General features: G+C 65.1%; 23 protein-coding genes. 14 read left to right on the forward strand and 9 right to left on the reverse strand.

Annotation, left to right across the window (positions count from 1 at the left end; translation table 11 throughout):
* Positions 1 to 98: 98 nt before the first annotated feature.
* The 5 genes from recO (at position 99) to FBZ93_RS09100 (ending at position 5,646) form a co-directional block, all read left to right on the forward strand.
* On the forward strand, positions 99 to 848 hold the full coding sequence (recO, locus tag FBZ93_RS09080) for a DNA repair protein RecO (RefSeq protein ID WP_146985581.1): 750 nt from the start codon (positions 99 to 101) through the stop codon (positions 846 to 848).
* A gap of 91 nt (positions 849 to 939) precedes the next feature.
* The gene (locus tag FBZ93_RS09085; protein ID WP_146985582.1) at positions 940 to 1,197 is read left to right on the forward strand and encodes a hypothetical protein; all 258 of its coding nucleotides are present in this window, start codon (positions 940 to 942) and stop codon (positions 1,195 to 1,197) included.
* An 81-nt stretch (positions 1,198 to 1,278) separates the two neighbouring features.
* A complete protein-coding gene (gene parC / locus FBZ93_RS09090) occupies positions 1,279 to 3,534 on the forward strand; it encodes a DNA topoisomerase IV subunit A (protein ID WP_146985583.1) in 2,256 nt (751 codons plus the stop codon).
* A gap of 174 nt (positions 3,535 to 3,708) precedes the next feature.
* Complete coding sequence (locus FBZ93_RS09095) at positions 3,709 to 4,686, forward strand: cation diffusion facilitator family transporter (protein WP_146985584.1); 978 nt, start codon at positions 3,709 to 3,711, stop codon at positions 4,684 to 4,686.
* Between the two features lie 156 nt (positions 4,687 to 4,842).
* Complete coding sequence (locus FBZ93_RS09100) at positions 4,843 to 5,646, forward strand: N-acyl homoserine lactonase family protein (RefSeq protein WP_246667441.1); 804 nt, start codon at positions 4,843 to 4,845, stop codon at positions 5,644 to 5,646.
* On the opposite strand, the gene FBZ93_RS09105 is transcribed toward FBZ93_RS09100, so the two are convergent.
* On the reverse strand, positions 5,637 to 6,449 hold the full coding sequence (locus FBZ93_RS09105; RefSeq protein ID WP_146985586.1) for a helix-turn-helix domain-containing protein: 813 nt from the start codon (positions 6,447 to 6,449) through the stop codon (positions 5,637 to 5,639). The genes FBZ93_RS09100 and FBZ93_RS09105 overlap by 10 nt on opposite strands.
* A gap of 79 nt (positions 6,450 to 6,528) precedes the next feature.
* Between FBZ93_RS09105 and FBZ93_RS09110 the strand changes: the two genes are divergently transcribed.
* On the forward strand, positions 6,529 to 7,407 hold the full coding sequence (locus tag FBZ93_RS09110; protein WP_146985587.1) for a DMT family transporter: 879 nt from the start codon (positions 6,529 to 6,531) through the stop codon (positions 7,405 to 7,407).
* Here FBZ93_RS09110 and FBZ93_RS09115 read toward each other — a convergent pair whose 3' ends face one another.
* The gene (locus FBZ93_RS09115) at positions 7,408 to 7,602 is read right to left on the reverse strand and encodes a hypothetical protein (protein WP_146985588.1); all 195 of its coding nucleotides are present in this window, start codon (positions 7,600 to 7,602) and stop codon (positions 7,408 to 7,410) included.
* A gap of 174 nt (positions 7,603 to 7,776) precedes the next feature.
* On the opposite strand from FBZ93_RS09115, the gene FBZ93_RS09120 reads away from it, so the two are divergent.
* Complete coding sequence (locus tag FBZ93_RS09120; RefSeq protein ID WP_146985589.1) at positions 7,777 to 9,030, forward strand: adenylate/guanylate cyclase domain-containing protein; 1,254 nt, start codon at positions 7,777 to 7,779, stop codon at positions 9,028 to 9,030.
* A gap of 113 nt (positions 9,031 to 9,143) precedes the next feature.
* Here the strand turns inward: FBZ93_RS09120 and FBZ93_RS09125 are convergent, their stop codons facing one another.
* Complete coding sequence (locus FBZ93_RS09125; protein WP_146985590.1) at positions 9,144 to 10,385, reverse strand: MFS transporter; 1,242 nt, start codon at positions 10,383 to 10,385, stop codon at positions 9,144 to 9,146.
* A gap of 266 nt (positions 10,386 to 10,651) precedes the next feature.
* Between FBZ93_RS09125 and FBZ93_RS09130 the strand changes: the two genes are divergently transcribed.
* Both FBZ93_RS09130 and FBZ93_RS09135 read left to right on the forward strand, forming a co-directional pair.
* Entirely contained in the window at positions 10,652 to 12,217 is a 1,566-nt protein-coding gene (locus tag FBZ93_RS09130; protein WP_146985591.1) for an amidase, read from the forward strand.
* 210 nt (positions 12,218 to 12,427) lie between these two features.
* A complete protein-coding gene (locus FBZ93_RS09135; RefSeq protein WP_167528975.1) occupies positions 12,428 to 13,159 on the forward strand; it encodes a helix-turn-helix transcriptional regulator in 732 nt (243 codons plus the stop codon).
* Between the two features lie 141 nt (positions 13,160 to 13,300).
* Here the strand turns inward: FBZ93_RS09135 and FBZ93_RS09140 are convergent, their stop codons facing one another.
* Genes FBZ93_RS09140 through FBZ93_RS09150 form a run of 3 tightly spaced genes read right to left on the reverse strand, consistent with a single transcriptional unit; the run spans position 13,301 to position 16,842 of the window.
* Complete coding sequence (locus FBZ93_RS09140; RefSeq protein WP_146985593.1) at positions 13,301 to 15,049, reverse strand: flotillin family protein; 1,749 nt, start codon at positions 15,047 to 15,049, stop codon at positions 13,301 to 13,303.
* A gap of 3 nt (positions 15,050 to 15,052) precedes the next feature.
* On the reverse strand, positions 15,053 to 15,715 hold the full coding sequence (locus FBZ93_RS09145) for an OB-fold-containig protein (RefSeq protein ID WP_146985594.1): 663 nt from the start codon (positions 15,713 to 15,715) through the stop codon (positions 15,053 to 15,055).
* Entirely contained in the window at positions 15,712 to 16,842 is a 1,131-nt protein-coding gene (locus FBZ93_RS09150) for a PspA/IM30 family protein (RefSeq protein WP_146985595.1), read from the reverse strand. Before FBZ93_RS09150 ends, FBZ93_RS09145 begins: the two co-directional genes overlap by 4 nt.
* A 121-nt stretch (positions 16,843 to 16,963) precedes the next feature.
* Here FBZ93_RS09150 and FBZ93_RS09155 point away from each other — a divergent pair, with 121 nt between their 5' ends.
* Positions 16,964 to 18,337: an Nramp family divalent metal transporter gene (locus tag FBZ93_RS09155; protein ID WP_146985596.1), complete on the forward strand. Its 1,374-nt coding sequence runs from the start codon at positions 16,964 to 16,966 to the stop codon at positions 18,335 to 18,337.
* Positions 18,338 to 18,345: 8 nt separating this feature from the next.
* Here FBZ93_RS09155 and FBZ93_RS09160 read toward each other — a convergent pair whose 3' ends face one another.
* Together FBZ93_RS09160 and FBZ93_RS09165 are read right to left on the reverse strand one after the other, a co-directional pair.
* Positions 18,346 to 19,122 (reverse strand): arginyltransferase, encoded by a 777-nt coding sequence (locus FBZ93_RS09160; protein WP_146985597.1) that lies wholly within the window; start codon positions 19,120 to 19,122, stop codon positions 18,346 to 18,348.
* 86 nt (positions 19,123 to 19,208) lie between these two features.
* Positions 19,209 to 19,751: an RDD family protein gene (locus FBZ93_RS09165; protein WP_146985598.1), complete on the reverse strand. Its 543-nt coding sequence runs from the start codon at positions 19,749 to 19,751 to the stop codon at positions 19,209 to 19,211.
* Between the two features lie 212 nt (positions 19,752 to 19,963).
* Between FBZ93_RS09165 and FBZ93_RS09170 the strand changes: the two genes are divergently transcribed.
* On the forward strand, positions 19,964 to 20,605 hold the full coding sequence (locus FBZ93_RS09170) for a DUF6151 family protein (protein WP_146985599.1): 642 nt from the start codon (positions 19,964 to 19,966) through the stop codon (positions 20,603 to 20,605).
* 1 nt (position 20,606) lies between these two features.
* On the opposite strand, the gene hemB is transcribed toward FBZ93_RS09170, so the two are convergent.
* Complete coding sequence (hemB, locus tag FBZ93_RS09175) at positions 20,607 to 21,671, reverse strand: porphobilinogen synthase (protein WP_146985600.1); 1,065 nt, start codon at positions 21,669 to 21,671, stop codon at positions 20,607 to 20,609.
* Between the two features lie 214 nt (positions 21,672 to 21,885).
* Here hemB and FBZ93_RS09180 point away from each other — a divergent pair, with 214 nt between their 5' ends.
* From FBZ93_RS09180 to FBZ93_RS40535, 3 genes are all read left to right on the forward strand, one after another.
* Positions 21,886 to 22,347, forward strand: coding sequence for a DUF6163 family protein (locus tag FBZ93_RS09180; RefSeq protein WP_050422596.1), 462 nt, complete (start codon positions 21,886 to 21,888; stop codon positions 22,345 to 22,347).
* A 667-nt stretch (positions 22,348 to 23,014) separates the two neighbouring features.
* Positions 23,015 to 23,533 (forward strand): transcriptional regulator LdtR, encoded by a 519-nt coding sequence (gene ldtR, locus FBZ93_RS09185; protein WP_146985601.1) that lies wholly within the window; start codon positions 23,015 to 23,017, stop codon positions 23,531 to 23,533.
* Positions 23,534 to 23,785: 252 nt separating this feature from the next.
* A complete protein-coding gene (locus FBZ93_RS40535) occupies positions 23,786 to 23,950 on the forward strand; it encodes a hypothetical protein (protein ID WP_167528966.1) in 165 nt (54 codons plus the stop codon).
* Positions 23,951 to 24,092 lie beyond the last annotated feature (142 nt).

Raw genomic sequence — 24,092 nt, forward strand, 5'->3', positions numbered from 1 at the left:
AGGGCGGGTTAGCTGAAAGCGTAACCCGCCGTGTAACTTCCTGGCGATATCGGCGGATTACGCTGCGCTAATCCGCCCTACATGATACTTTTGCAATCATGGAATGGACCGACGAAGGCATCGTGCTGGGCGTGCGGCGGCATGGCGAATCCTCCGCCATCGTCGAGCTGTTGACGCGCGAGCATGGCCGCCATCTCGGCCTCGTGCGCGGCGGCGCCAGCTCGCGGATGCGGCCGCTGCTGCAACCCGGCAACAGCGTCACCGCGGTGTGGCGGGCGCGGCTCGACGAGCATCTCGGCATGTACACGCTGGAGGGCACCCGGCTGCGCGCGGCGACACTGCTTGCCTCGTCGCATGCCGTCTACGGCGTGACCCATCTGGCTGCGCTGGCACGGCTGCTGCCGGAGCGCGATCCGCATGAAGACATCTACGAGATGCTGCAGGGGACGCTCGACGATTTCGACGACGCCGGCGTTGCCGCCGTGCACCTGATCCGGTTCGAACTCGCGATGCTGACCGAGCTCGGCTTCGGGCTCGACCTGGAGAACTGTGCGGCCACCGGGGAGACCGCCGACCTGATCTATGTGTCGCCGAAGTCCGGCGGCGCCGTGTCCCGGGCCGCGGGCGAGCCGTGGCGCGACCGGCTGTTGCCGTTGCCGGCGTTCCTGCGCGAAGGCGAGGGTGGCGCCAACAGCTGGTCGGAGCAGGACCTGCGCGACGGTTTTGCGGTCACCGGCCTGTTCCTGCTCCGCCACGTGCTGGAGCCCCGCGGCCAGGGCCATTCCGACGCCCGCGACGGCTTCATCAACGCCGTGACCAGGCGGCGGAGCCGGCTGGCCGGGACGTGAGCGCTGACGTTGCCGCGCCCCCTGTCATGCAGCGGGGAACCAAATCGTCCCCTGGTGCGTTTGGGACCGTGGTTCCATCGAAGGGCGACCGATGTTTCTGCGGGGAATTGTCATTTCGGCGGCGTTGCTGACGCTGGCGCCGGACGCCAATGCCGGCGAGCAGGGGAGCGTCATCCGTCGCGTCTCCTGCACCGTGGTTCGCTACTACGTCGCCCGATATTCGGCCGCCGCGGCCGAAAGCTGGGCGCGCGCCCACGGCGCAACCGACGCCGAGATCGAAATCGCCCGCCATTGCCTCAAGGAGACGCCGGTCAAAACCCTGCAGGCGGCCAACCGGTCCGCGCAGTAGGTGCACGAATCAGGTGAATCCGCCCGCGTTTGACACGATTCGCGGCTTGCCCGATTCAGCGCAAAAGTCTAACGCCTCCCCATGGGAAAGCGACAGACCCCGCCGGAAAAGCCGGCCGAAATTCACGAGGTGCCGCTGCGTGATGCGCTCGAGGAGCGCTATCTCGCCTATGCGCTCTCGACCATCATGCATCGTGCGCTGCCGGACGCCCGCGACGGGCTGAAGCCGGTGCACCGGCGTATCCTTTACGGCATGGACCTGCTCGGGCTCGACCCGCGCGCCGCATTCAAGAAATCGGCGAAGATCGTCGGCGACGTGATGGGCTCGTTCCATCCGCATGGCGACCAGGCGATCTACGACGCCATGGTGCGCCTGGCGCAGGATTTCTCCTCGCGCTACCCCCTGGTCGACGGCCAGGGCAATTTCGGCAATATCGACGGCGATAACCCGGCCGCCTACCGCTACACCGAAGCCCGCATGACCGAGGTCGCGCGGCTCTTGCTCGACGGCATCGACGAGGACGGCGTCGAGTTTCGCCTCAACTACGATGGCCAGTCGAAAGAGCCGGTGGTGCTGCCGGGCGGCTTCCCGAACCTGCTCGCCAACGGCGCGCAGGGCATCGCGGTCGGCATGGCGACCTCGATCCCGCCGCACAACGCCGCCGAGCTCTGCGACGCCGCGCTGCATCTGATCGAGAAGCCCGACGCCAAGTCGAAGGCGCTGCTGAAGTGGGTCAAGGGTCCGGACTTCCCGACCGGCGGCATCGTCGTCGATTCCAAGGAAGCGATCATCGAGGCCTACACCACGGGCCGCGGCTCGTTCCGCACCCGTTCGCGCTGGACCCAGGAGGAGGGCGCGCGCGGCACCTGGGTGGTTGTGGTCACCGAGATCCCGTGGCTGGTGCAGAAGTCGCGGATCGTCGAGAAGATCGCCGAACTGATCAACGAGAAGAAGCTGCCGCTGGTGGCCGACGTCCGCGACGAGTCGGCCGAGGATGTGCGGCTCGTGATCGAGCCGAAATCGCGCACCGTCGATCCGGCGCTGATGATGGAATCGTTGTTCCGGCTCACCGAGCTGGAAAGCAAGATCTCGCTGAACCTCAACGTGCTGATCAAGGGCCGGATCCCGAAGGTGGTCGGCCTTGCCGAGTGCCTGCGCGAATGGCTCGACCATCTGCGCGACGTGCTGGTGCGCCGCTCCAACTTCCGCAAGACGCAGATCGAGCACCGGCTGGAAGTGCTGGGCGGCCACCTCGTCGCCTATCTGAACCTCGACAAGGTGATCAAGATCATCCGCACCGAGGAGGAGCCGAAGCCGGTCCTGATCAAGACCTTCAAGCTCACCGAGATCCAGGCCGAAGCCATCCTCAACATGCGGCTGCGCAATTTGCGCCGCCTGGAGGAGATGGAGATCCGCACCGAGGACAAGGATCTTCGCAAGGAGTTGAAGGGCATCGAGGGGCTGCTCGGCTCCGAGACCGAGCAATGGGCCAAGGTCGGCGAGCAGGTCCGCAAGGTCCGCGACATCTTCGGACCCAAGACGCCGCTCGGCAAGCGCCGCACCAGCTTCGCCGATGCGCCCGAGCATGACCTCGCCGCAATCGAGGAAGCGCTGGTCGAGCGCGAGCCGTGCACCGTCGTGATCTCCGAGAAGGGCTGGGTGCGGACGCTGAAGGGCCATGTCGAGGACCTCTCGGGGCTCGCCTTCAAGACCGACGACAAGCTCGAGCACTCGTTCTTTGCCGAGACCACCTCGAAGCTGTTGCTGTTCGCCACCAACGGCAAATTCTACTCGCTCGATGTGGCAAAACTGCCGGGCGGCCGCGGCCATGGCGAGCCGATCCGCATGTTCATCGACCTCGAGCAGGACGCCGCGATCATCTCGCTGTTCGTCAACAAGGGCGAGCGCAAGTTCCTGATCGCGAGCAGCGAGGGCCAGGGCTTCGTCGTCAAGGAAGAGGACTGCGTCGGCAACACCCGCAAGGGCAAGCAGGTGCTCAATGTCGAGATGCCGAACGAGGCCCGCGCGATCACCACCGTGAACGGCGACACCGTCGCCGTGATCGGCACCAACCACAAGATGGTGCTGTTCGGTCTCGACCAGGTGCCGGAGATGGCGCGCGGCCGCGGCGTGCGGCTGCAGAAATACACAAGCTCCGAGCTGTCGGATGTTGCGGTGTTCGATTCCAAGACCGGTCTGACCTGGAAGGACTCCGCCGGCCGCGAGCACAGCATGACCATGAAGGAACTGGCCGACTGGCGCGGCAACCGCGCCGACGCCGGCCGGCTCGCCCACGGCCTGCCGAAGTCGAATAAGTTCAACCGCGGCGTGGAGTAACGGAATTGTAGCCCGGATGGAGCGCAGCGAAATCCGGGGCCGCTATCGCATTTGGCAATAGCCCCCGGATTGCGCTTCGCTCCATCCGGGCTACGCTTACGAACAGCGCGGTGTGATAGTATCCACATTTCACCGCGCTATAACCGTCGCCAACGATCACGGGCGACGGTTGCCATGGCGCACGATCACGACCACGACCATGACCACGGCGGTCATTCTCACGGCCACTCCCACGGCGGACACTCCCACGCCGGGCATTCCCATGCCGGACACAGCCACGCGCCCGAAAGCTTCGGCACGGCCTTTGCGGTCGGCGCGTCGCTCAACACCGCCTTCGTCATCGCGGAGCTGATCTTCGGCTACTCCGCCAACTCGCTGGCGCTGGTCTCCGATGCCGTCCACAATCTCTCTGACGTCATCGCGCTGCTGTTGGCCTGGGCCGGGGCATGGCTCGCCGGCCGGCGGCCGACCGACACCCACACCTATGGCTACCGCCGTGCCTCGATCCTGGCGGCGTTGTTCAACGCCGGGCTGCTGTTGATTGCGGTCGGCGGCATCGCGGTCGAGGCGATCAACCGTTTCCGCGAGCCTGCGGAGGTTGCAAGCTGGACCGTGGTCTGGGTCGCCGCGCTCGGCATCCTGATCAATGGCGGCACCGCGCTGCTGTTCATGCGCGGTCGCGACAGCGACCTCAATGTCCGCGGCGCCTATCTGCACATGGCGGCGGATGCCGGCGTCTCGTTCGGCGTCGTGATCGCCGCGCTGTTGATCATGGCGACCGGCTGGCAGTGGCTCGATCCGGCGATCAGCCTTGTCATCGCGGTGGTCGTGCTGCTGAGCGGCTGGGAGCTTGCCCGCGACAGCGTCAACCTCGCGCTCGACGCGGTGCCGAAGGGGATCGATCTCAAGCAGGTGAGGGACTATCTCGCCGCGCTCGAGGGCGTCACCGAGGTGCACGACCTGCACATCTGGGCGATGAGCACCAGCGAGACCGCGTTGACCGCGCATCTGGTGCGGCCCGGCGGACATGACGATGTCTTCCTGCATCGCGTCTGCGGCGAGCTTTCGGAGCGGTTCAGCATCCATCACGCAACGCTGCAGGTCGAGATCAGCAGCGAGACCTGCCGGCTGGCCCCGGCGGAGATGGTCTAGCCCGGGACGCGCCACGCACTCGCATTCAATTGATCGGTCAGCCCCATCTCGACGTCTTCCACGATCGGCGACAAGACGGCACATTGCGACTGCGCGCGTTGAAAACAGCGGGCTCGATCAATGGAGGGCAACGTGAAAAAGGCAATCGGTCTTGCAATGTTGCTCTGGATCGTCGGCGCGATCCCGCAGGCAGACGCCCAGCCGGCGAAATCAGGCGTCGAGCGGCTTTATATCCTCAATTGCGGTGAGGGCGTTGCCGGCGACATTTCGCGCTGGTCGCCCGGCGTCAATGAGGGCAAGTCGATGGACTTCGTCGACAATTGCTACCTGATCAAGCACGCGCAGGGCTGGTTCCTGTGGGACACCGGCATTCCGGATGCAGTGGCAACAATGCCCAACGGCCTTGCACCGGCTGATCCCAAGGCGATCACGTGGCGACGGCCGAAGACGCTCGCCGCGCAGCTCGACCAGCTCGGGGTGAAGCCGTCGGACATCAAGGCGATGGCCGTCTCGCATACCCATCCCGATCACATCGGCAATGTGGAGCTGTTCCCGGCCGCGATGCTCTATGTGCAGAAGGCCGAGTATGAATGGCCGGGCGTCAACAACGCGCCGCGCTTCAAGCCCGAGCATCCGGTCACGAAACTGGAAGGTGATCGCGACGTGTTCGGTGACGGCAGCATCACCATCCTGTCGACGCCGGGCCACACGCCCGGCCACCAGTCGCTGCTGGTGAAGCTGCCGAACACCGGCGCGCTCGTGCTGACCGGCGATGCCGTTCATTTCAAGGACAACTGGGACAATCGACGCGTGCCGAGCTTGAATGCCAGCAAGGAGCAGACGCTGGCCTCGATGCAGAAGATCGCCGACACGCTGACGAAAGAGAAGGCGCAGCTCTGGATCAACCACGACAAGGCGCAGCGCGAAGGGCTGAAAATGTCGCCGGAGTTCTATGACTGAGCCGCCTTGGCAGCACCCGCCTTCGACCAGCCTCGAAAAATCTGCGCGGTCGCTTCGTCCATCGGAAAGAAGCTCTCGATCCGCAGCTCCTGCAGCGTGACGTCCTGCGGCGTCCCCAGCGTTGCGATGGTCGTGAACAGCTGCAGGCGGACGTCGCCCTTGCGGAACAGCATCGGCAGCACAGGTCCCGAAGTTGGAGGCGGCGCGGTCAATGCCGCCTCGACGCCGTCATAGGCCAGCAGGCGCTTGAGCAATTCCGCCGTCGCGTTGGTGCCGTCGCTCGCGGCATCCGCCTCGACGCTGCGGACGAAGTAGCCGGCGACCTCGGTCCAGTTGGTGAGATAGGGCCGCAGCACGCCGGGCGCCACCAGCGCGTCGGCGAGATTGACCGCTGTGTCTGGCGCCAGCGGCCCAACCAGGAATTCCACCAGCCTCACCGCGCCGGCATTGGCGAGCAGCAGATTCCAGTGCCGGTCGACCACGACCGCAGGGAACGGCTCCTGCTGCGCCAGGATGAAATCCAGGGCGTGACGGACCTGCGCGAGCTCGGGCGCGGCGAGGTCGGTTTGCCGCCACACCGGCGCGAAGCCGGCCGCGACCAATAGCGCGTTCTGCTGGCGCAGCGGCACGTCGAGCGCCGCGGCGAGCCGGATCACCATGTCGCGGCTCGGTGCGGCGCGGCCGAGCTCGAGGAAGCTCAGATGGCGCTGCGAGATATCCGCGCGCCCGGCGAGCTCGAGCTGCGAATGGCCCTTGCGCTGCCGCCACCAGCGCAGGCTGGCTGCAAAATCGCGCTGTGACATGAGTACCTGTCAGGTAGTTGCCGAAACGATCTCGCCGGGCAAGATGCCACAAGCGGGCGCGAAACGCATGGGGAGCAGGATGGGCGAGTGGATCGGCGTTGCGATTGCACTGGTCTCGAGCTGCCTCGGCGGCACGGCGGCGGCGATCACGCGTTATCTGGCTGGTAACGCCGACCCGATCACGCTTGCGATCCTGCGCTGGGCAATCGGCTTCCTCTGCGTGCTTCCCGTTGCGGTCCTGCTCGGGGCGAAGTGGCCGCGGCGCGAGGATTGGCCGGCGGTCGCGGCGCTCGGCATCGCCTTCTTCGGCGTATTCTTCGTGCTCTATAATCTCGCGATGTCCTACACGACGGCGGCGCGCGCCAGCCTCGCGCTGGCGACGCTGCCGCTCTCCACCATGGTGGTCGGCGCCGTGCTCGGCATCGAGCCGCTGACGCTGCGCAAATCGGCCGGGGTCTCGATCGCGGTGCTCGGCGTTGCCGGCGCACTGGCGTCCGGGCTGTCGGCGGCGCCACCGGGCGCATGGCGCGGCGAGCTGATCATGGCCGCCGCCGTGCTCTGCATGGCATTCTACAACGTGCTGTCGCGGCCGTTCATCCGCCGCTCCAGCGCGCTCGGTTTCCTTGCCGTCGGCATGGGAGCGGGGGCGGCTGTGCTGGTGGCAGTCGGGGCGTTCACCGGCAGCATGGCGACGCTGCGCGATTTCGGCGCATCGCAATGGATCGCCGGGCTCTATCTCGGAATTGCCGGCGGTGCGCTGGCCTTTATTTTGTGGGTGCTGGCGCTCGAGCGGGCCTCGCCGACCCGAGTCGCCAACACCATGACGGTCAATCCGATCGCGGCCGGGCTTTTGGCGAAGCAGCTGGTCGGCGAGCCGATCACGGTCAGTCTGGTCGCTGGCCTGATCGCGGTCTGCGCCGGAATCTGGATCGCGACGTCGGAGCCCAAGCCGGCCTGATCAGCTGTGCGGGGCGGACGGCGCGGTCACCGACGGGGCGGCGGGAACGTGTTTCGGTTTCAGCGTGCCGGCGTAGAACGACAGGGCGTAAACCAGGATGATGCCGCCAAGATAGACCCCATAGGATTGCGGCGGGGTGATCGCCCATTTCATAAGGCGTCGGATCGGATTGTGCGGGCCGGTAGTGTTGTCCATGCGTTCGTTGTGCGCGAAGCCAGGGGCAAAGGGAAGTGGAAACGCCGGCTCCAGCGGCGCTGTTCCCGGTGAAATGATGCGGCCGGGCGGCCTTGCAATGCCGCATGGGCGTCCGCATCTGTCACGCGACGACCAGCCCTTCCTCCCGCACCAATTGCCCGGCATACTCAGCTGATGGAACTGACGCCCCGTTTGCGCCTCATGAATTGGCTGGTCCGTCAGGGTCTGACGGGCCTTCCGGAAAACGACCTGCTGCGCGGCTTCTGCGAGCGCTGCCGGGCTGCCGGCATGCCGCTGTCGCGGGCGATCGTCTTCATCGACACCCTGCATCCGATCTTCGAGGGGCGCGGCTTCCGCTGGAACGACGGCGAGAGCAACGAGGCCGACATCTTCGAATACGGCTCGACCAGCACCGGCGAGGCCAACCAGACCTGGCGGCGGTCGGCGTTCCATCACATGCTCGAAAACGGCCATGACGAGATGGTGATCGATCTCGCCGGGACGCACGATTTCTCGATGATCGGCGATCTTGCCGAGAAGGGCCACAAGCATTTCGCGGCGTTCGTGCATCGCTTCGGCGAGGCCGGCACGATCGGCGAGATGGACTGCTTCTATTCCTACTACACCACCCGGCATTCGGACGGATTCGGTGAGAACCACATGGCGGCGCTGCGCGACCTGGTGCCGGTGCTCGGGCTCGCAATCAAATCGGCCGCCCAGGTCGAGATCGCCCGCACGCTCGGGCGGGTCTATCTCGGCCGCGAGACCGCGGAGCAGGTGCTGCGCGGGCGCATGCAGCGCGGCATCACCGAGAAGATCAAGGCCGTGCTGTGGTACTCCGACGTGCGCGGCTCGACGGCGATCAGCGAGCGGATCGGTCCGGACGAGATCATTCCGTTCCTCAACGATTACGCGCAAGCCTCGATCGACGCGATCCATGACGCCGGCGGCGAAGTCTTGAAGCTGATCGGCGACGGCGTGCTGGCGATGTTCACCGGCGAGAATCTGGCGGGGGCCAAGCGCGCGGCGCTGCGGGCCGAGCACAAATTCCGCGGCAACATGGATGCGTTGAACGAGCGCCGCGCTGCCGATGGACAGCCGACGACGACGGCCTATGTCGGCCTTCATGTCGGTGAAGTGTTTTACGGCAATATCGGCAGCGAGGACCGGCTGGACTTCACGGTGGTCGGGCCCGCCGTCAACGAGGTCAGCCGGATCGCCTCGATGTGCGCCTCGGTCGACCGCGAATTGCTGACCTCGACCGCCTTCCGCGCCGGGCTCGATGCCGCCGGCCGCAACTATCTGGTTTCCACCGGCCGCTTCGTGTTGCGCGGCATCGGCCATGCGCAGGATCTCTACACGCTGGATCCGGCGGTTGCTGCCGACGAAGTGGTTGGCGGGAAATACGAGCGGTACCTGGCGAGTTGAGATCTTTCACCGTCATTGCGAGGAGCGAAGCGACGAAGCAATCCATCGTCCCGCATATGCGGAAGAATGGATTGCTTCGCTCCGCTCGCAATGACGGCTGAGAATACCCGGGTTCAGCAGCGCGCGGGCTCGCCGACCATGTCGGGCTGCCGCGTCAACGACACCGCAGGCGACAGCAGGATCACCAGCGCCTGGGCGGCGAAGATCGCGGCCGCGAGATACAGGCATGCTTCGGCGCCGTAGAAGCCACCGACGATGGCGCCGAGCGCGGAGCCGAGCGGGCGGGCGCCGTAGCTCATGATGTTGATCGCCGAGACGCGGCCGAGCAGCGAGGGCGGCGTCACCGACTGCCTGAGCGTGGTGGTCGAGATCACCCAGAGGATCGGGCCGACGCCGAGCAGGAAGAAGCCGAGGCCGGCGAGCAGCGGCGTCGCGATCCAGGTCGTCAGCGCCATCACCAGCGAGGCGACGAGGCCGGTGACCGGGCCGAGCCCGATCACGGTGCCGAACGCCAGCCGCTTCATCACGCGGGTCGCGAACAGCGCGCCGACCACCATGCCGACCCCATACATCGCAAGCGTCGTGCCGACACCGGTGGCGCTGAGCCCGAGATGGCGCACCGCATACGGCACGAACACGGCGAGCAGCAGGAAGGACGCGGTGTTGAAGATGAACTGGGTGATGAACACGGGCCGCAGCAAGGCGTGGTGCATCACGAACGCCGCGCCTTCCTTGATGTCCTGCAACGGATGACGCCGCGGGGCGGGCTGGCGCGCCGGCTCGTAGAGGCCGGCGAGCAGCACCACCGCAATCGCCGACAGCGCCGCGGCGAAGCCGAATGCGGGCGCGGCACCGACCCAGCCGACCAGCACGCCGCCGAGCGCGGGGCCGCTGGCGAAAGCGACGGTGCGGGCGAGTTCGATGCGGGCATTCGCGGCAGGCAATTGCTGTGACGTCACCAGCGACGGCACCAGGGCAGGCGCGGCGACGCTATAGGCAACCGTGCCGCAGACCGCGATGAAGCCGAGCAAGGCGAGCAACGGCAAGGTCATCGCGCCGAGCCAGAGCAACAGCAGGATCGCAGCAAGGGCCGCCGCGCGCAGCGCCTCGGAGCCGGCCATCACCCAGCGCCGCGACACGCGGTCGGCGAGCAGGCCGGCCGGAATCGCAAACAGGATGAAGGGCAGCGTCAGCGCGGTCTGCAGCAGGCCGGTCTGGCCTTCGCCGACGCCGAGCACCAGCACGGCGACGATGGGCGCGGCCGCAAGCGCGATCTGTTCGGCCGATTGCGCGGCGAGGTTGGACCAGGCCAGGCGATTGAAGGTGCTTGGCAGACGAGGCGTATCGGCGGACATGGCAGAATCCCTGGAAAACTCGACTGCCTTGAGTGTGTGGTTGGAAGACGTCCGATCCCACCCGTTTCCCGACAACCCAAAAACAAAGGTTCGCCAAAAACAAAGGCTCGCCGGGAAAGGCGGGCTGTGACGACGCAGCACGCTCACCGTCTCGTTCTCATCCCGATTCACCCTTTCGGGGAATTGCGACTTGAAATCGCGCGGCGTCGAATTGGCGCAAGCAGCCCGGTCGCTCACCAGACTGCACCCACGGGAGACGAGACATCATGAGCCATGCCCCCCACGAGAGTTTTGAAGGCCAGCCGAATCCGGAGCGCCGCCGGCTCCTGAGCATCGCCCTTGCAGGCGTCGCCGGGGCGGTCCTGCCGGCAGTATCGAGCGCGGCCGCCGCGGGGCCGTCCGAAAAGGTCGATGTCGACGACATTGCCTACCTGACGGCCGGCGAGGCGCTCGCGAGATTCAAAGCCAAGAAGCTGTCGCCGGTCGAACTGTTGCGGGCGCAGATCAAGCAGGTCGAAGCATGGGAGCCGACGCTCAAGGCAACGACGTACACCTATTTCGACGAGGCGCTGGAACAGGCGCGGATTGCGGAGCGCAAGTACGTGCGCGGTGAACCGGTCCGCCCGCTGGAAGGCATCACCTGTGCCGTCAAGGACTATCACTCTGTCAAGGGCAAGATCACCACCTACGGCTCGCGGCTTTACAAGGATTTCGTTCCAGACCAATCCGCGCCGACTGTGGAGCGCCTGCTTGCCGCCGGAGCGATCATGCATTGCCGCACGACGACGCCGGAATTCGCGCATTCAGGTGTGACGGCGTCCTTGCTTTGGGGCGTCACGCACAACCCGTGGAATCCTGCCTATACCCCCGGCGGCTCGACCGGCGGAGGCGGCGCGGCGCTGGCCGCCGGCTACACGACCTTGTCGGACGGCACGGATGGTGGCGGGTCTATTCGCATCCCGGCTGCGATGAACGGCGTGTTCGGCTACAAGCCGCCATGGGGACGCAACCCCAACGACCGCGAGCACCCGAATGAATGGCTGATCCACTACGGCGAACTGGCCCGCAGCGTCGGCGATTGCGGGCTGATGCAGAATGTCACTTCCGGCCAGCATCCGGCCGACATGTCGTCCCTGCGGGACAAGGTGGTCATTCCGCCGACCTTCGACGGCATCGCCGGCATGAGGATCGCGCTCTCGATGGACCTGGGCTATTTCGCGGTCGATCCGGAAGTCGAGAAGAACACACGCAATGCCGTGTCGGTGCTGCGTTCGCTCGGCGCCGTGGTCGATGAAGTCGACATCGGCTGGACCAAGGAAATCGAAGAGACCTGGAACACAAGGTGGCAAGGCGTGTTCTACGCGCTCGCGGGCAGCCTTCTGACCAAGTCCCGCAACGACGTGGATCCGTACGTCATCAAGATTCTCGAAGAGGGCAAGAAGCTCGACGTCACGAAGTTCTACAACCTGAATACCGTGCGGCAGAAGATGTACGCATCCATGACCAAGCTGTTCGAGACCCACGACGCGCTGATCTGTCCGACGACCGCGACGACGAAGATCGTCGCAGGGCGCAGCAGCGAACAGCCGCTCACCATCAACGGGAAGTCGGTGAATCCCTTTATCGGCTGGTTCATGACGTATCCCTTCAACCTGGTCGGCACCCTCCCGGTGATGTCCGTGCCGACCGGTTTCGATGCCGAAACCAGCGTGCCCACCGGGATGCAGATTGTCGGTCCAGCCTATGACGACCTGAGGGTGTTCCGCATCGCGTCCGCGTTCGAAGGCGCGACGCATCCCTGGCAGCGTCGGCGACCGAAACCGGCCGCCTGAAGCATGATCCGGAAAAGTGCGAAGCGGTTTTCCGAAAAGATCATGCGCAAACAATAACCTAAAGCGCGACGTTGATTCATCCTGATCGCGCTTTAGCGTGGCTTGACACCCGCGGGCCGCAGGAGGACCATTACGGCCCATGATGAGAGATGGACCTTGATGTCTCTCCCAGCAGCTCATGCACTTCCCAGCGCCGACCGCGAAGCTCTGATGGGACGCTTCGCGGCCGACCTCGAACAGGCTGATGACCTCGAGTCCGCGCTGGATGCGTTGCATCAAGCCCTGTCGGGCCTGGGTTTTTCCTCCTTCGCCTACGGCATGGCCGGCACGCCGAGAGCGCAAGACGGCAGCTTCACGTCACCCGTCGTGAAGACGCGAGCCTTTCCAAATCGATGGGATCGGCACTGGAGCCACCTTTGCGATCCCTACTACCGGTTCTGCTTCACGACGACCTTGCCCCTCAAGTGGATCGACGTGCAAGAACACGAACGCCTGAGCACCGGCGAGCGGGCGTGCGTGGACCACCTCAACGACAAGAACCTGCACTACGGAATCACGATTCCGATGCACATGCCGAACGGGTCATTTGCGTTCGTCAGCGCGATTTCGGAAAGCGCGACCAAGTACGAGACCGGTTCTTCACCGACGGTCGTCAATGGGCTGTTCGCATTGTGTCATCAATTCCAGAACACCTCGCTCCGGAGATGGTTGTGGAACCAGGCCGCCGACACCAAGGCCTGGCTCAGCACGCGTGAGAAGGAGTGCCTGTCTCTCGCGGCGCAAGGGAAGACCTCGGATGACATTGCCCTGATCCTCGGTTTGTCCTGCGAGACCGTACGATCTCACATGAAGCGTGCAATCGCGCACCTCAACGCGTCGAACCGGCCGCATGCGATCGCGAAGGCGATCCAGCTTCGGCTCATAGACATGCCATTCGCCTAGAACGACTAGCTCAACTTGCGGCGGACTTGCACGCGCATGAGTGCGCCCATGCTCAGGCGCCATCCGTGGGAACATCACGCCACGAGACCTTCCCCGCAAGCGGGGAAGGTGGAGTGCATCTGCCGTCAGTGCGCGCTCACATCATTGCGGCGTGGGCGCGAGCTGGCCGGTGATGGTGCCGACCAATGTGGCGGGCCGGGTGTCCTCGCCGTTTGCTGACGCCGGGGCGGCCTCGGCCTTGCGTTGCGCCAGCGCGCTGGTCAGGCTGGTCAGCGCGTCGGATCCTGCCGGGAAACCGGCCTCCGAGAGGATCTTGTCGATCATCGGCTTGAATGCCGAGACCGACAGCAACTGCGCGGCGAGGCCGTCGCCGAGCCCGAGGCCGCCATTGCCATTGGCGTGGCCGTTGGCACCGCCGCGGCCAAGCATGCTGCCGGTGTCGAAGATCCGGATGTCGGAGATCTTCTCGATCGGCTTCACCGCCTCGGCAAGCGCGCTCGGGATCACGTTGATCCGCGCGAGGTTGAGATCGTAGTCGATCATCTCGGCGCTCAGCTTGTTGCGCGCCTCCGCCTTCATCGTCGCGACCTCGGCCTCGGCCTGGCCGAGCGCCTTGACACCGGCGGCGCGGGTGGTGGCGGCGGCCGCGTCGGCCTTGGCGAGCACGTTGGTGGCTTCCGCCTTGTTGGCGGCGGCCTGGCGTTCCGCCTCGGCCATGACCGTGATCGGCATCGCGTCGGTCTCGGCCGCCTTGCGCGCCGCGATCACGTTGATGATCTTGTCGCGCTCGGCGATTTCGGTGGCGCGGGCGGTGGTGACCTTTTCCTCGGCCGCGATCGCAACCGCACGCGCGGTCTCGGCGATGGTCTGGGCCTCCGACTGCTCCTTGCTCTTGGCCGCGACCGCGATCGCGCTTTCCTGGGCCACGATCTGAAGGTCGCGCTCCATCTCGGTGTTGCGGCGCTTGACCGCGAGATCGGCCTCGATCTTGCGGGTGTCGCGGGCCTGGTTGGCCTCGGTCTGCTTGTTGGCGACCGCAAGCTCCTGCTGGATGCGGTATTCGGCCTCGTTCTGCAACGCGGTCTGCTCGACCTGCGCGGTCTGCGCGCGCATCGCCGCGGTCTTGTTGGCGATGTCGCGCTGCTGGGCCAGCTCGGCCTCGCGCTTGGTGCTCTCGATCGTCAGCGTGGTCTGCCGCGCCACCAGGTCCTGCTGGGCGATATTGACCTCGGTGGTGCGGACGATCTGGTTGCGCTCCTGCTCGCGCTCCTTGGTGATCTTGGTCAGCGTGGTGAGACCGTGCGCGTCGAAGAAATTGCTCGGGTTGAAGTGCTTGATGTCGCTCTGGTCGAGCTTGGTCAGCGACACCGATTCCAGCTCGAGGCCGTTGTTCTGGATGTCGGCGCCGACCGCGTCCTGCACCGCCTTGACGAAGGTCGCGCGCTGCTCCTGCAATTCCTCGAGGTTCATGGTCGCGGCGACCGAGCGCAGGCCGTCGACGAATTTTGCTTCCACCAGCTCGCGCAGCTCGGCCGCGTCATTGGTGCGGTTGCCGAGCGTCTGCGCGGCGAGGGCGATCGACGAGCTGTCCGGTTTGACGCGGAGGTAGAACTCGGCGCCGATGTCGACGCGCATGCGGTCCTTGGTGATCAGCGAGTCCGGGCCGCCGCGGGCCACCTCGAGCCGCAGCGTCTTCAGGTTCACCGCGGCAGTGGAATGGAAGATCGGCAGCACCAGCGAGCCGCCGTCGAGCACCACCTTCTGGCCGCCGAGGCCGGTGCGGACATAGGCCTCATCGCGCGTCGAGCGCTTGTAGAGCTTTGCGAACAGCAGACCGATAACGAGAATGGCAAGGACGCCAATGACGACGGGTATAGCAAGTTCCCACATGTGTTATGCCCTGTTGGAAGATTGTTGTTGTTCGACGAGGTCGGCTGGAGCGGCAATCGCGATGAAGCCTTTGGCGTCGCGATCGACCAGCAGCACGCTGGCGCCGACCGGCAATGCCTCCGACTCCGCGCTGGCACGCGCCGACACGGTGTGCCAGTTTCCGAAGACATCCTTGAGACGAACCCGGCCGGGCAGGCCCTGATCGAGCGGGCCGACCGACACGGTTGCGACCTTGCCGACAAAGTCGCTCTCGTTGACCGCATAGCTCTCGTCGCGCGGAATGATGCGGGCGAGGCCGCGGCTGCTGTTTCTGATCACGGGAATGCTGCCCGCGGCGGCAACCACCGCGGCAATGGAAACCGGGATGGCGGTGCCTGCGGCATGCGCCAGTCCCTGAAGCAGAAAGCCTCCGATCGAGAAGATGCCGAGTATCAGGATGATCAGGATCAGGAGGGGAAGCCGCCCGGCGTTGATCCAGAGAAACAGGCCACTGAGAGCATTGTGGCTCTCGGCCTCGACCGCGAACTCCTTGCCGATGAGTTCGCTGATCGAAAGTCCGACCATGGTGGTCAGCAGCTCGATACCGCCAAGTGCCACCATGATCGCAGCCGCGACCGCGAAGGGCCGTACGTCGGGGGCGAGCAGGATGTCGCCAACTGCACTCATTTTTCTGACTTGATCCTTTCAAGCCGCGCCGCGATTTCCCTTTCGCGGTGCAGGCGATCGAGTTCGTCAAGCTCCTTGTCGCCGAGCACGCTGGAAGCGGGAACACCGGTGACCCGGGCGATCGCCGCCATGGCGCGTTCAGCACTCAATGTATTGGTCGTCGATGGGGCCCGGCTGGTTTCGTCCTTGGCCTCGCGGATCAGACTTTGTTCGAGATCGGCCAATCGCGCTTCCGCCTCGCGGCGCGCACCGAGCATGGCTTGCAGCGCCTTGGTCTGCTCATCGATTTCGAGCTCGATGAAATCCATCGCGCGTTCCAGCGCGATCACCTGCGACTCCAGATCGATTTGCCGCGCGACGCCGGCGCGCGCGAGATCCTCGCGACTTTCCGCAAGTGCGAGACGGATCTTCTCGTTGAGACCAGCCGTCTCGGTATCCAGTTCTTCGCGGCGCCGCTTCAAACGGAATTCTTCGGCGCGCGACTTGCCGAGCGCATAGCGCGCTTCGTCGGCGCCGGCGTCGATCTCGCGGATCGCCTGTTTGACCAGCGCCACCTTGTTGTTGTTCTCGACATTGTCGATGGTCTGGCTCGCGATGGCGGCAAGAAGCCGGCCCATGCGCGCAAGGATGCCTTCGTGAAGCATGGTCTTCTCCTCCGGTTGTGCTGATTTCGATTTGACGGCGATGTGGATTTCGTAACCGCGTCCATCCGAGATCAAATGCGCCGGGAAGGGGCTTTCCCAGCCCGAGACATATCCCGGCACATCGAACGGCACCAAGACGCGTCCGCTGACAGTGCTAATGGTCAGTGAAGTTGGACCCTTGATCGCAAACAACTTGTCGTCGAGCGGTATCCGGCGGACGGCGACGCCTGCGACATAGTTGGCGCGATCGCGCAGGCCGAGCGTGACCAGGCGCGCGGGCAGGCCGGTCTCCTTGCGGATTCGCTCGTAGGCCTGGGCGTGCAGCGAGACGAGGTTGGCGCCGACCGGCGCGACCTCGGCAAGGATCGCCATCATCCGGTCATAGGCCGCAAAGGTCGCCTCGATCGCCTCGATGCCCGAGGGGTCAGGGGCGAGGGCGTAGCGCAGCGTTGCGGTCGGCGTCTCGACGGGCAGCTTGATCATGCATCTAACGTAAAGTACTTCCTCAGTGCTTTACAAGATCGGCGGTCGGTATCATTTCCGTGATCCCAGATGCAGTTGCAAATGAGTTGCAATAACGGGAGAGATCGGCCATCCTTGACCGATGGATGCTCGGACTCCTGAAATGTCTTCCGTTTCCGTGCCCGACGCCGTGCCGGGCGGCTGGCGCGGCGATGCCGGACACGCGCGCAGCCTGCCCGAGGTGAATGCGACCGTCGCGGTGCCGAGCACGGGCGTGTGGTGGCGCCGGCTGCTGGCCTTCGCCGGCCCGGGCTATCTGGTCTCGGTCGGCTACATGGACCCCGGCAACTGGGCCACCGATCTCGCGGGCGGATCGAAGTTCGGCTACACGCTGCTGTCGGTCATCCTGCTCTCGAACCTGATGGCGATCCTGCTGCAGGCGCTCGCCGCACGGCTCGGCATCGCAACCGACCGCGATCTGGCGCAGGCCTGCCGCGCGACCTATTCGCGGCCGGTGAATCTGCTGCTGTGGCTCGCCTGCGAGGCCGCGATCATCGCCTGCGACCTCGCCGAGGTGATCGGCACCGCGATCGCGCTGAAGCTGCTGTTCGGCATTCCGCTGATTGGCGGCGCGCTGCTGGCCGCGCTCGATGCGTTCCTGCTGCTGCTCCTGATGAACCGCGGCTTTCGCTTCCTCGAAGCCTTCGTAATCGCGCTCTTGATCGTCATCGCGGTCTGCTTCGTGGTCCAGATCGCGGCCGCCGCGCCGCCGGTTGCGGCCGTGATCGGCGGCTTCATGCCGTCGCGCGAGATCGTCAGCAATCCGGAGATGCTGTACATCGCGATCGGCATCATCGGCGCCACGGTGATGCCGCATAACCTCTATCTGCACTCGTCGATCGTGCAGACCCGCGCCTATCCGCGCACCGAGGAGGGGCGGCGGGACGCGATCAAATGGGCGACGACGGATTCCACCATCGCGCTGATGCTGGCGCTGTTCGTCAACGCCGCGATCCTGGTGCTGGCGGCCGCGACCTTCCACAAGAGCGGCCATGCCGACGTCGCCGAGATCGACCAGGCGTTCGAGCTGCTGTCGCCGCTGCTCGGCCTCGGCATTGCCTCGACGCTGTTTGCCGTGGCGCTGCTCGCCTCCGGCCTCAACTCGACGGTGACGGCGACGCTGGCCGGCCAGATCGTGATGCAGGGCTTTCTCGACCTCAAGCTGCCCGACTGGCTGCAGCGGTTGGTGACCCGCGGTATCGCGATCGTCCCGGTCATCGTGGTCGCGGCGCTCTATGGCGAGAGCGGCACCGCGCAGCTGTTGGTGTTCAGCCAGGTCGTGCTGTCGATGCAGTTGCCGTTCGCGGTGATCCCGCTGGTGCGCTTCGTGTCCGACAAGCGCAAGATGGGCGCGTTCGCGATTTCAATGCCGGTTGCGGTGGCGGCGTGGATCGTCGCCGGCCTGATCGTGATCCTGAACGTGAAGCTGCTGTTCGATACGCTGTTCGGGACCTAGCGCGAACGCTAATCTTGTGGCTCGGCCAATCCCTCGCCGGTAGCATCGACGCGCAGCCAGCCCGACGGCGCGAGCCGCTGCTGCGGCAGGAAGCGGCCCTTGTAGTCCATCTTCTTGGAGCCCTCGATCCAGTAGCCGAGATAGACGTAAGGCAGGCCCTGCCGGCGGGCGCGGGCGATGTGGTCGAGGATCATGAAGGTGCCGAGCGAGCGCGCCTCCAGCCCGGGCTCGAAGAACGAATAGACCATCGACAGCCCGTCGCTGAGCACGTCGGTCAGCGCCACTGCCATCAGCTCGTCGCCGCGGCCGGTGATGGCGCTGTCGGCATTGCGCTTGCGATACTCGATGATCCGGGTCTCGACATGGCTGTCCTCGACCATCATCGCGTAGTCCAGCACGGTCATGTCGGCCATGCCGCCGTTGCGGTGGCGGCGGTCGAGATAGGCCCGGAACACCGAATATTGCTCCGAGGTCGGCACCGCGGTGCGCTGCTCGCCGATGATGTCGGCGTTGCGGGCCAGGACCTTGCGGAAGTTGCGGGAGGGGCGGAATTCGTTGGCGATGACCCGGACCGAGACGCAGGCCCGGCACTGGTCGCAGGCCGGGCGGTAGGCGATCGACTGGCTGCGCCGGAAGCCGCCATGGGTCAGCAAGTCGTTGAGATCGCCCGCTTTGTCGCCGACCAGGTGCGTGAAAACCTTCCGCTCGTGCCGGCCCGGCAGATAGGGGCAGGGTGAGGGCGCCGTCAGGTAGAACTGGGGGGTGTCACGCGAGTGCTGGGTCACGTCTGATCGTCGGGCTCCACAAACAATACAGGCAGCCGAGTTAGCATCGCCCCCCGGAGGCTAACGGTCAATTGGTTTAGGCGGGCCTAATAGGAGGCCCGCGCGGCCGGAGATACCTGGGTCCGGACCGAGCTGTTGATAACGACGGTTCCGAGGATGATGTCATGCAGCAGCCGGCGGCGGCCGTTGACGAGGCCGACCAGCAGCACCAGCGGCGACAGGAACGAGATCGTCACCCAGAACAGCACCGCGTGGGTGGCGCCGAGCACGAAATAGCCGCGCGCGCCGTACCAGGTCCGCAGTTCCAGATCCATCATGCGCATGCCGATGGTGGCCGAGTGCTGGCCGCCGATCGAGGCGCCGTAATAGACGATGGCCCAGACGATCGACGCCGGCGACACCAGCCAGAACAGCGCCCAGCCGAGGCCGAGCGTGACCAGGCCGAATACGGCAATGAAGATCACGGCGAGGATCACCGGCACCGACAGCACGAAGAGGTCGATCAGGAACGCAAACACCCGCCGCGTCAGCACGCCGCGGAACAGTTCCGGCTGCATCAGCGGATCGAACGCATGCGGGGGAACGCCGCCGTCGTTGCGCCAAGCACCACCGTCACTGCCGTAAGACATGACCAACCTCCGATGAAACTCCCGCGCAGGACATGGGAACAGGAGGGACGCCTGCCAAGTCTGCACGAACATTAACTAGCCGAAATATTCCGGCGATTCGGCGGCCGACGCGGTCGCCCCCAGATGGCTTTCGCACCGCCCGCCCGCTACTGTCGGGCGTCAGGCGAGGCGCTGCGGCATGTTTGCGTCGCCGAGCTGCAACGGGAGGACGCATGAGCGCACAGCTGGAGCTGCGCTGCCGCTGCGGGGCCGTGCGCGGCACGGTCAGCAATGCCGCGCCGCAGTCCGCCAACCGCGTGGTCTGCTATTGCGACGACTGCCAGGCGTTCATGCACCAGCTCGGCCGCGCCGATCTGCTCGACGCACATGGTGGCACCGACATCGTCCAGGTCGCGCCGTCCTCGCTCAGTTTCGTGCAGGGCCAGGACAAGATCGCGGGCGTGCGGCTGACGCCGAAGGGGCTGTTCCGCTGGCACACGACGTGCTGCAACACGCCGATCGGCAATACGCTGACGCCACAGGTCCCGTTCGTCGGGATCGCGGTGCAGGCGTTCGACGGCGGCGCGCCGCGTGCCGATGCAGCGTTCGGCAAACCGGTCGGCGCGATCCTCGGCAAATACGCAGTCGGCGAGGCGCCGAAGGGGTCGACCGGATTGAACCTGGGACTGATCGCGCGCGCCGTCGGCAAGGTGCTGGGCTGGCGCCTGCGTGGAAAGACGTGGCCGCATCCGTTCTTCACGCGCGAGACCGGCGAGCCGATCTATCCGCTCACCGTGCTGTCGCAGCAGCAGCGAGACGCACTGCGTCCGCTATGCGGCCCGCATCCTGCGGCGTCGGCCGCGGGGCGGACCTAGCTCAGGTCTCCGCCCTGATCTTCTCGGCGGCCTTCGGCGCGAAATAGGTCAGGATGCCGTCGGCGCCGGCGCGCTTGAAGCCGACCAGGCTTTCCATCATCGCGCGCTCGCCGTCGATCCAGCCATTGGCGGCGGCGCCCGCGATCATCGCGTATTCGCCGGACACCTGGTACACGAAGGTCGGCATTGCGAAATGGTCCTTCACGCGGCGCACGATGTCGAGATAGGGCATGCCGGGCTTGACCATCACCATGTCGGCGCCCTCGGCGATGTCGAGCTCGACCTCGCGCAGCGCCTCGTCGGAATTGGCGCTGTCCATCTGATAAGTGCGCTTGTCGCCGGTCAGCGTCTTAGCCGAGCCGATCGCGTCGCGGAACGGGCCGTAGAACGCGGAAGCGTATTTCGCCGCATAGGACATGATCTGCACGTCGCCGAAGCCGTTGTCGTCGAGCGCCTCGCGGATCGCGCCGATGCGGCCGTCCATCATGTCCGACGGGGCGATCACGTCGCAGCCGGCCTCGGCCTGGGTCAGCGCCTGCTTCACCAGCACCGCGACGGTCTCGTCGTTGAGGATCTTGCCGTCCTCGATCAGCCCGTCATGACCGTGGCTGGTGAAGGGATCGAGCGCGACGTCGCAGAGCACGCCGATGTCCGGAAACTCCTTCTTGATGGCGCGCACCGCCTGGCAGACCAGGTTGTCGGGATTGAGCGCCTCCGAGCCTTGCTCGTCGCGCAGCGCCGGCTCGGTGAAGGGAAACAGCGCGATGCAGGGGATGTTGAGTTTTGCGGCACGCTCGGCGTCGCGGACAATCTGGTCGACGGTGAGCCGGTCGACGCCGGGCATCGAGGCCACCGGGGTGCGGGTGTTGTGGCCGTCGACCACGAACATCGGCCAGATCAGGTCGTCGGTCGTCAGCACGTTCTCGCGCACCAGGCGGCGAGCCCATTCGGACTTGCGGTTGCGGCGCATCCGGATCGCAAGGTCCAGCGAGGGGGAGGCGAGGGCATCGGTCTGGCGCCGCGGTGTGTCGCGCAATTCGATCGGGCGCCCGAATTTGATCGCCATTGTCTTCTTCTCCTCGAGGACGGCTGGTCTGGACCTAATAGCAGGTCTGGACCTGATATAAGTCCAGTTCTAGCACCTCACAGAGGCGCCGTCATTGCGCCGCCATTGCATCCCGAGCGCCCTTGATTTGCCGCAACGGCAATTGATTTTGCGTCCCCGGCGGGCCAAGACTGCGCCATGAACCCCATTTTGCAGCCGCCAAGCGGCGATTCGGATGTCTGACACCTCTGCACGCGATCAGGCGCGGGACAACGCCATCTCGGTCAGCGCGATCTCGTCCGACCGGATCGAGCCGGACGACAATGCGTGGACGCGGCGCCTCGTCATCTTCCTGCGCATCATGGCCGTCGTCTCGGTTGCCAAGGGGCTCTATCACTGGGCCCAGGTAACCGGCTTCGTCGGCGGCGAGGAGGAGGCCTTCGAGAACCAGTCGATGGCCTGGCAGACCGCCACGATCTATTTCGCCGTCATCGAGCTCGTCGCCGCCGTCGGGCTCTGGCTCGCGACGCCCTGGGGCGCCGTGGTGTGGCTGACCACCGTGGTGTCGATGGCGGTCATCGAGCTGATGTTTCCGGGCATCTATGGCGGCAGCCTCACCGTGGTCGGGCTCGAGGCCGTGATGCTCGCGGCCTATCTCGCGCTGGCCTGGATGTCGGCGCGCGAACGCCCGCCATAGGCCCGCGTGCAGGGACGGCCTGATGATGCACTGTTGCCCGGCCGCGACAGCGCGATGAATAGCTGGCGGCGGCTGTCGATATCTGGCAGCCGTGCGCGCAACGAGAAGACAGCTTCGCTGGTTCTGCTAGGTGGATGCCGACAGATCGCATCCCGTTCGAGGCGCCCCATCTCCGGGGCATCTCCACGGGACCTGCCGTCGGGATCCATTTCACCGGATCTTGGTGCGTGTGCCGGCCGGCTTTGCGCGGGCCGACGGCGGAACCGGTCTCACCCCGCACTTGATGTCGGCGGCTTGCGCGTATCGCGCGTGTCCCGCCGCGATGCACTCCGATAAAATTTTCAAAGAATCTTCCGGTAACCGATCGGTCACCGTAAAGGGTTCCCTCACACTCGTTACGCCGTCGTTTCGAATTCAGACGATGCTGTTTCCGAATGTGACAGGAGGGGCAGACGAAGCGTGAACAAAGGGTCTGCCACCGTCAATGAAAAGTTGCGAAAAGCCCTTGATCCATGGGCTTAATCCACGATTCACTGTCTTAAATTCATGATCTCTTTATTCTCTTATTTAAGCGGATATTCAAACGGCCCCCTTACGTTGGACCTATCAGGCGGGACACAAGTTTCGTCGAATAAAGTCGATAAAAACGACAAACAGGGGAAGTGTCATGATGAAAGCCGTTGCGACAACGGCGGCGGATGCCGCTGATCGCGCTGCCGGTCAAGCTCCGGTGCAGCCGCTCTATCTCGAAGCCCTGACTTTGGTGGAGCGGCTGCATCGCCGGCTCCTCGATGTCATCAAGGACGAATTCGATCGTCGCGGCCGCGCCGACATCAACTCGGTGCAGGCACTGCTCCTGTACAATATCGGCGACAAGGAACTGACCGCCGGCGAGCTGCGCACCCGCGGCTACTATCTCGGCTCCAACGTTTCCTACAATCTGAAGAAGCTCGTCGAGCTCGGCTTCCTCGATCATCAGCGCTCGCGCGTCGATCGCCGCTCGGTCCGCATCCGCCTGACCCCGCAGGGCCAGGAAGTGCGCCGTATCGTCGATGCGCTCTATCAGAAGCACGTCAAGACGGTGGAGCAGGTCGGCGGCATCTCGAACGAGGAGTTCGCGAGCCTCAACAAGTCGCTGCATCGCCTCGAGCGCTTCTGGACCGACCAGATCCTGTATCGTCTGTGATAACAACTTCTGACACTTAGCCTGATACTAAGTGGCGCGAGAGGGACGGATAGTGAACCAAAGCGCACGAAGAGGCACACGGTTCGCGCCAGTTCGCGCCACACCGGGCATGCCCGCCCGTATCCTCCAGTGAAGACGTAAAGTGCACGCTAGAAGGCACATAGAAAGCGATTAGGCGCCCTTGGGCGCCTTTTCCTTTTTGGATGGCCATGCACCCATCCAGACACCGCTCTCTCCATCGCCCAGTGTATGGTGAAGGACGCGAACGGCTTCTTCATCTGCGGCATCGCTCATCGTGAAGATCTGCACTGCGGCAATTGCCAGTACGCCAACAACTTCCTGTCACGGGAAGAGGCCAGGCGTATCCTGAAAGCCATATCGAGGCTGCCGGAGCTGTTGCGGCGCCCGCAGTATTGACCGGCCCGACGTATCGGACCGGTCTGTGTCAGTTCTGGGTGCAGACGAAGCGGGTGCCGTTCTTTGTCGTGCCGGTGGCTCGATTGCCCTTCTTTGCAACGGGGTAGCTGTTGCCGGTGCGGAAACCGGTGAGATGGATGTA

It is taken from the genome of Bradyrhizobium macuxiense (genome assembly GCF_007993935.1).
GTDB classification, from domain to species: domain Bacteria; phylum Pseudomonadota; class Alphaproteobacteria; order Rhizobiales; family Xanthobacteraceae; genus Bradyrhizobium; species Bradyrhizobium macuxiense_A.

Coding starts and splice junctions, on each gene's coding strand:
- recO (WP_146985581.1), top strand. CDS start 99: ATGGAATGGACCGACGAAGGCATCGTGCTGGGCGTGCGGCGGCATGGC.
- FBZ93_RS09085 (WP_146985582.1), top strand. CDS start 940: ATGTTTCTGCGGGGAATTGTCATTTCGGCGGCGTTGCTGACGCTGGCG.
- parC (WP_146985583.1), top strand. CDS start 1,279: ATGGGAAAGCGACAGACCCCGCCGGAAAAGCCGGCCGAAATTCACGAG.
- FBZ93_RS09095 (WP_146985584.1), top strand. CDS start 3,709: ATGGCGCACGATCACGACCACGACCATGACCACGGCGGTCATTCTCAC.
- FBZ93_RS09100 (WP_246667441.1), top strand. CDS start 4,843: ATGTTGCTCTGGATCGTCGGCGCGATCCCGCAGGCAGACGCCCAGCCG.
- FBZ93_RS09105 (WP_146985586.1), bottom strand. CDS start 6,449: ATGTCACAGCGCGATTTTGCAGCCAGCCTGCGCTGGTGGCGGCAGCGC.
- FBZ93_RS09110 (WP_146985587.1), top strand. CDS start 6,529: ATGGGCGAGTGGATCGGCGTTGCGATTGCACTGGTCTCGAGCTGCCTC.
- FBZ93_RS09115 (WP_146985588.1), bottom strand. CDS start 7,602: ATGGACAACACTACCGGCCCGCACAATCCGATCCGACGCCTTATGAAA.
- FBZ93_RS09120 (WP_146985589.1), top strand. CDS start 7,777: ATGGAACTGACGCCCCGTTTGCGCCTCATGAATTGGCTGGTCCGTCAG.
- FBZ93_RS09125 (WP_146985590.1), bottom strand. CDS start 10,385: ATGTCCGCCGATACGCCTCGTCTGCCAAGCACCTTCAATCGCCTGGCC.
- FBZ93_RS09130 (WP_146985591.1), top strand. CDS start 10,652: ATGAGCCATGCCCCCCACGAGAGTTTTGAAGGCCAGCCGAATCCGGAG.
- FBZ93_RS09135 (WP_167528975.1), top strand. CDS start 12,428: ATGGGACGCTTCGCGGCCGACCTCGAACAGGCTGATGACCTCGAGTCC.
- FBZ93_RS09140 (WP_146985593.1), bottom strand. CDS start 15,049: ATGTGGGAACTTGCTATACCCGTCGTCATTGGCGTCCTTGCCATTCTC.
- FBZ93_RS09145 (WP_146985594.1), bottom strand. CDS start 15,715: ATGAGTGCAGTTGGCGACATCCTGCTCGCCCCCGACGTACGGCCCTTC.
- FBZ93_RS09150 (WP_146985595.1), bottom strand. CDS start 16,842: ATGATCAAGCTGCCCGTCGAGACGCCGACCGCAACGCTGCGCTACGCC.
- FBZ93_RS09155 (WP_146985596.1), top strand. CDS start 16,964: ATGGATGCTCGGACTCCTGAAATGTCTTCCGTTTCCGTGCCCGACGCC.
- FBZ93_RS09165 (WP_146985598.1), bottom strand. CDS start 19,751: ATGTCTTACGGCAGTGACGGTGGTGCTTGGCGCAACGACGGCGGCGTT.
- FBZ93_RS09170 (WP_146985599.1), top strand. CDS start 19,964: ATGAGCGCACAGCTGGAGCTGCGCTGCCGCTGCGGGGCCGTGCGCGGC.
- hemB (WP_146985600.1), bottom strand. CDS start 21,671: ATGGCGATCAAATTCGGGCGCCCGATCGAATTGCGCGACACACCGCGG.
- FBZ93_RS09180 (WP_050422596.1), top strand. CDS start 21,886: ATGTCTGACACCTCTGCACGCGATCAGGCGCGGGACAACGCCATCTCG.
- ldtR (WP_146985601.1), top strand. CDS start 23,015: ATGATGAAAGCCGTTGCGACAACGGCGGCGGATGCCGCTGATCGCGCT.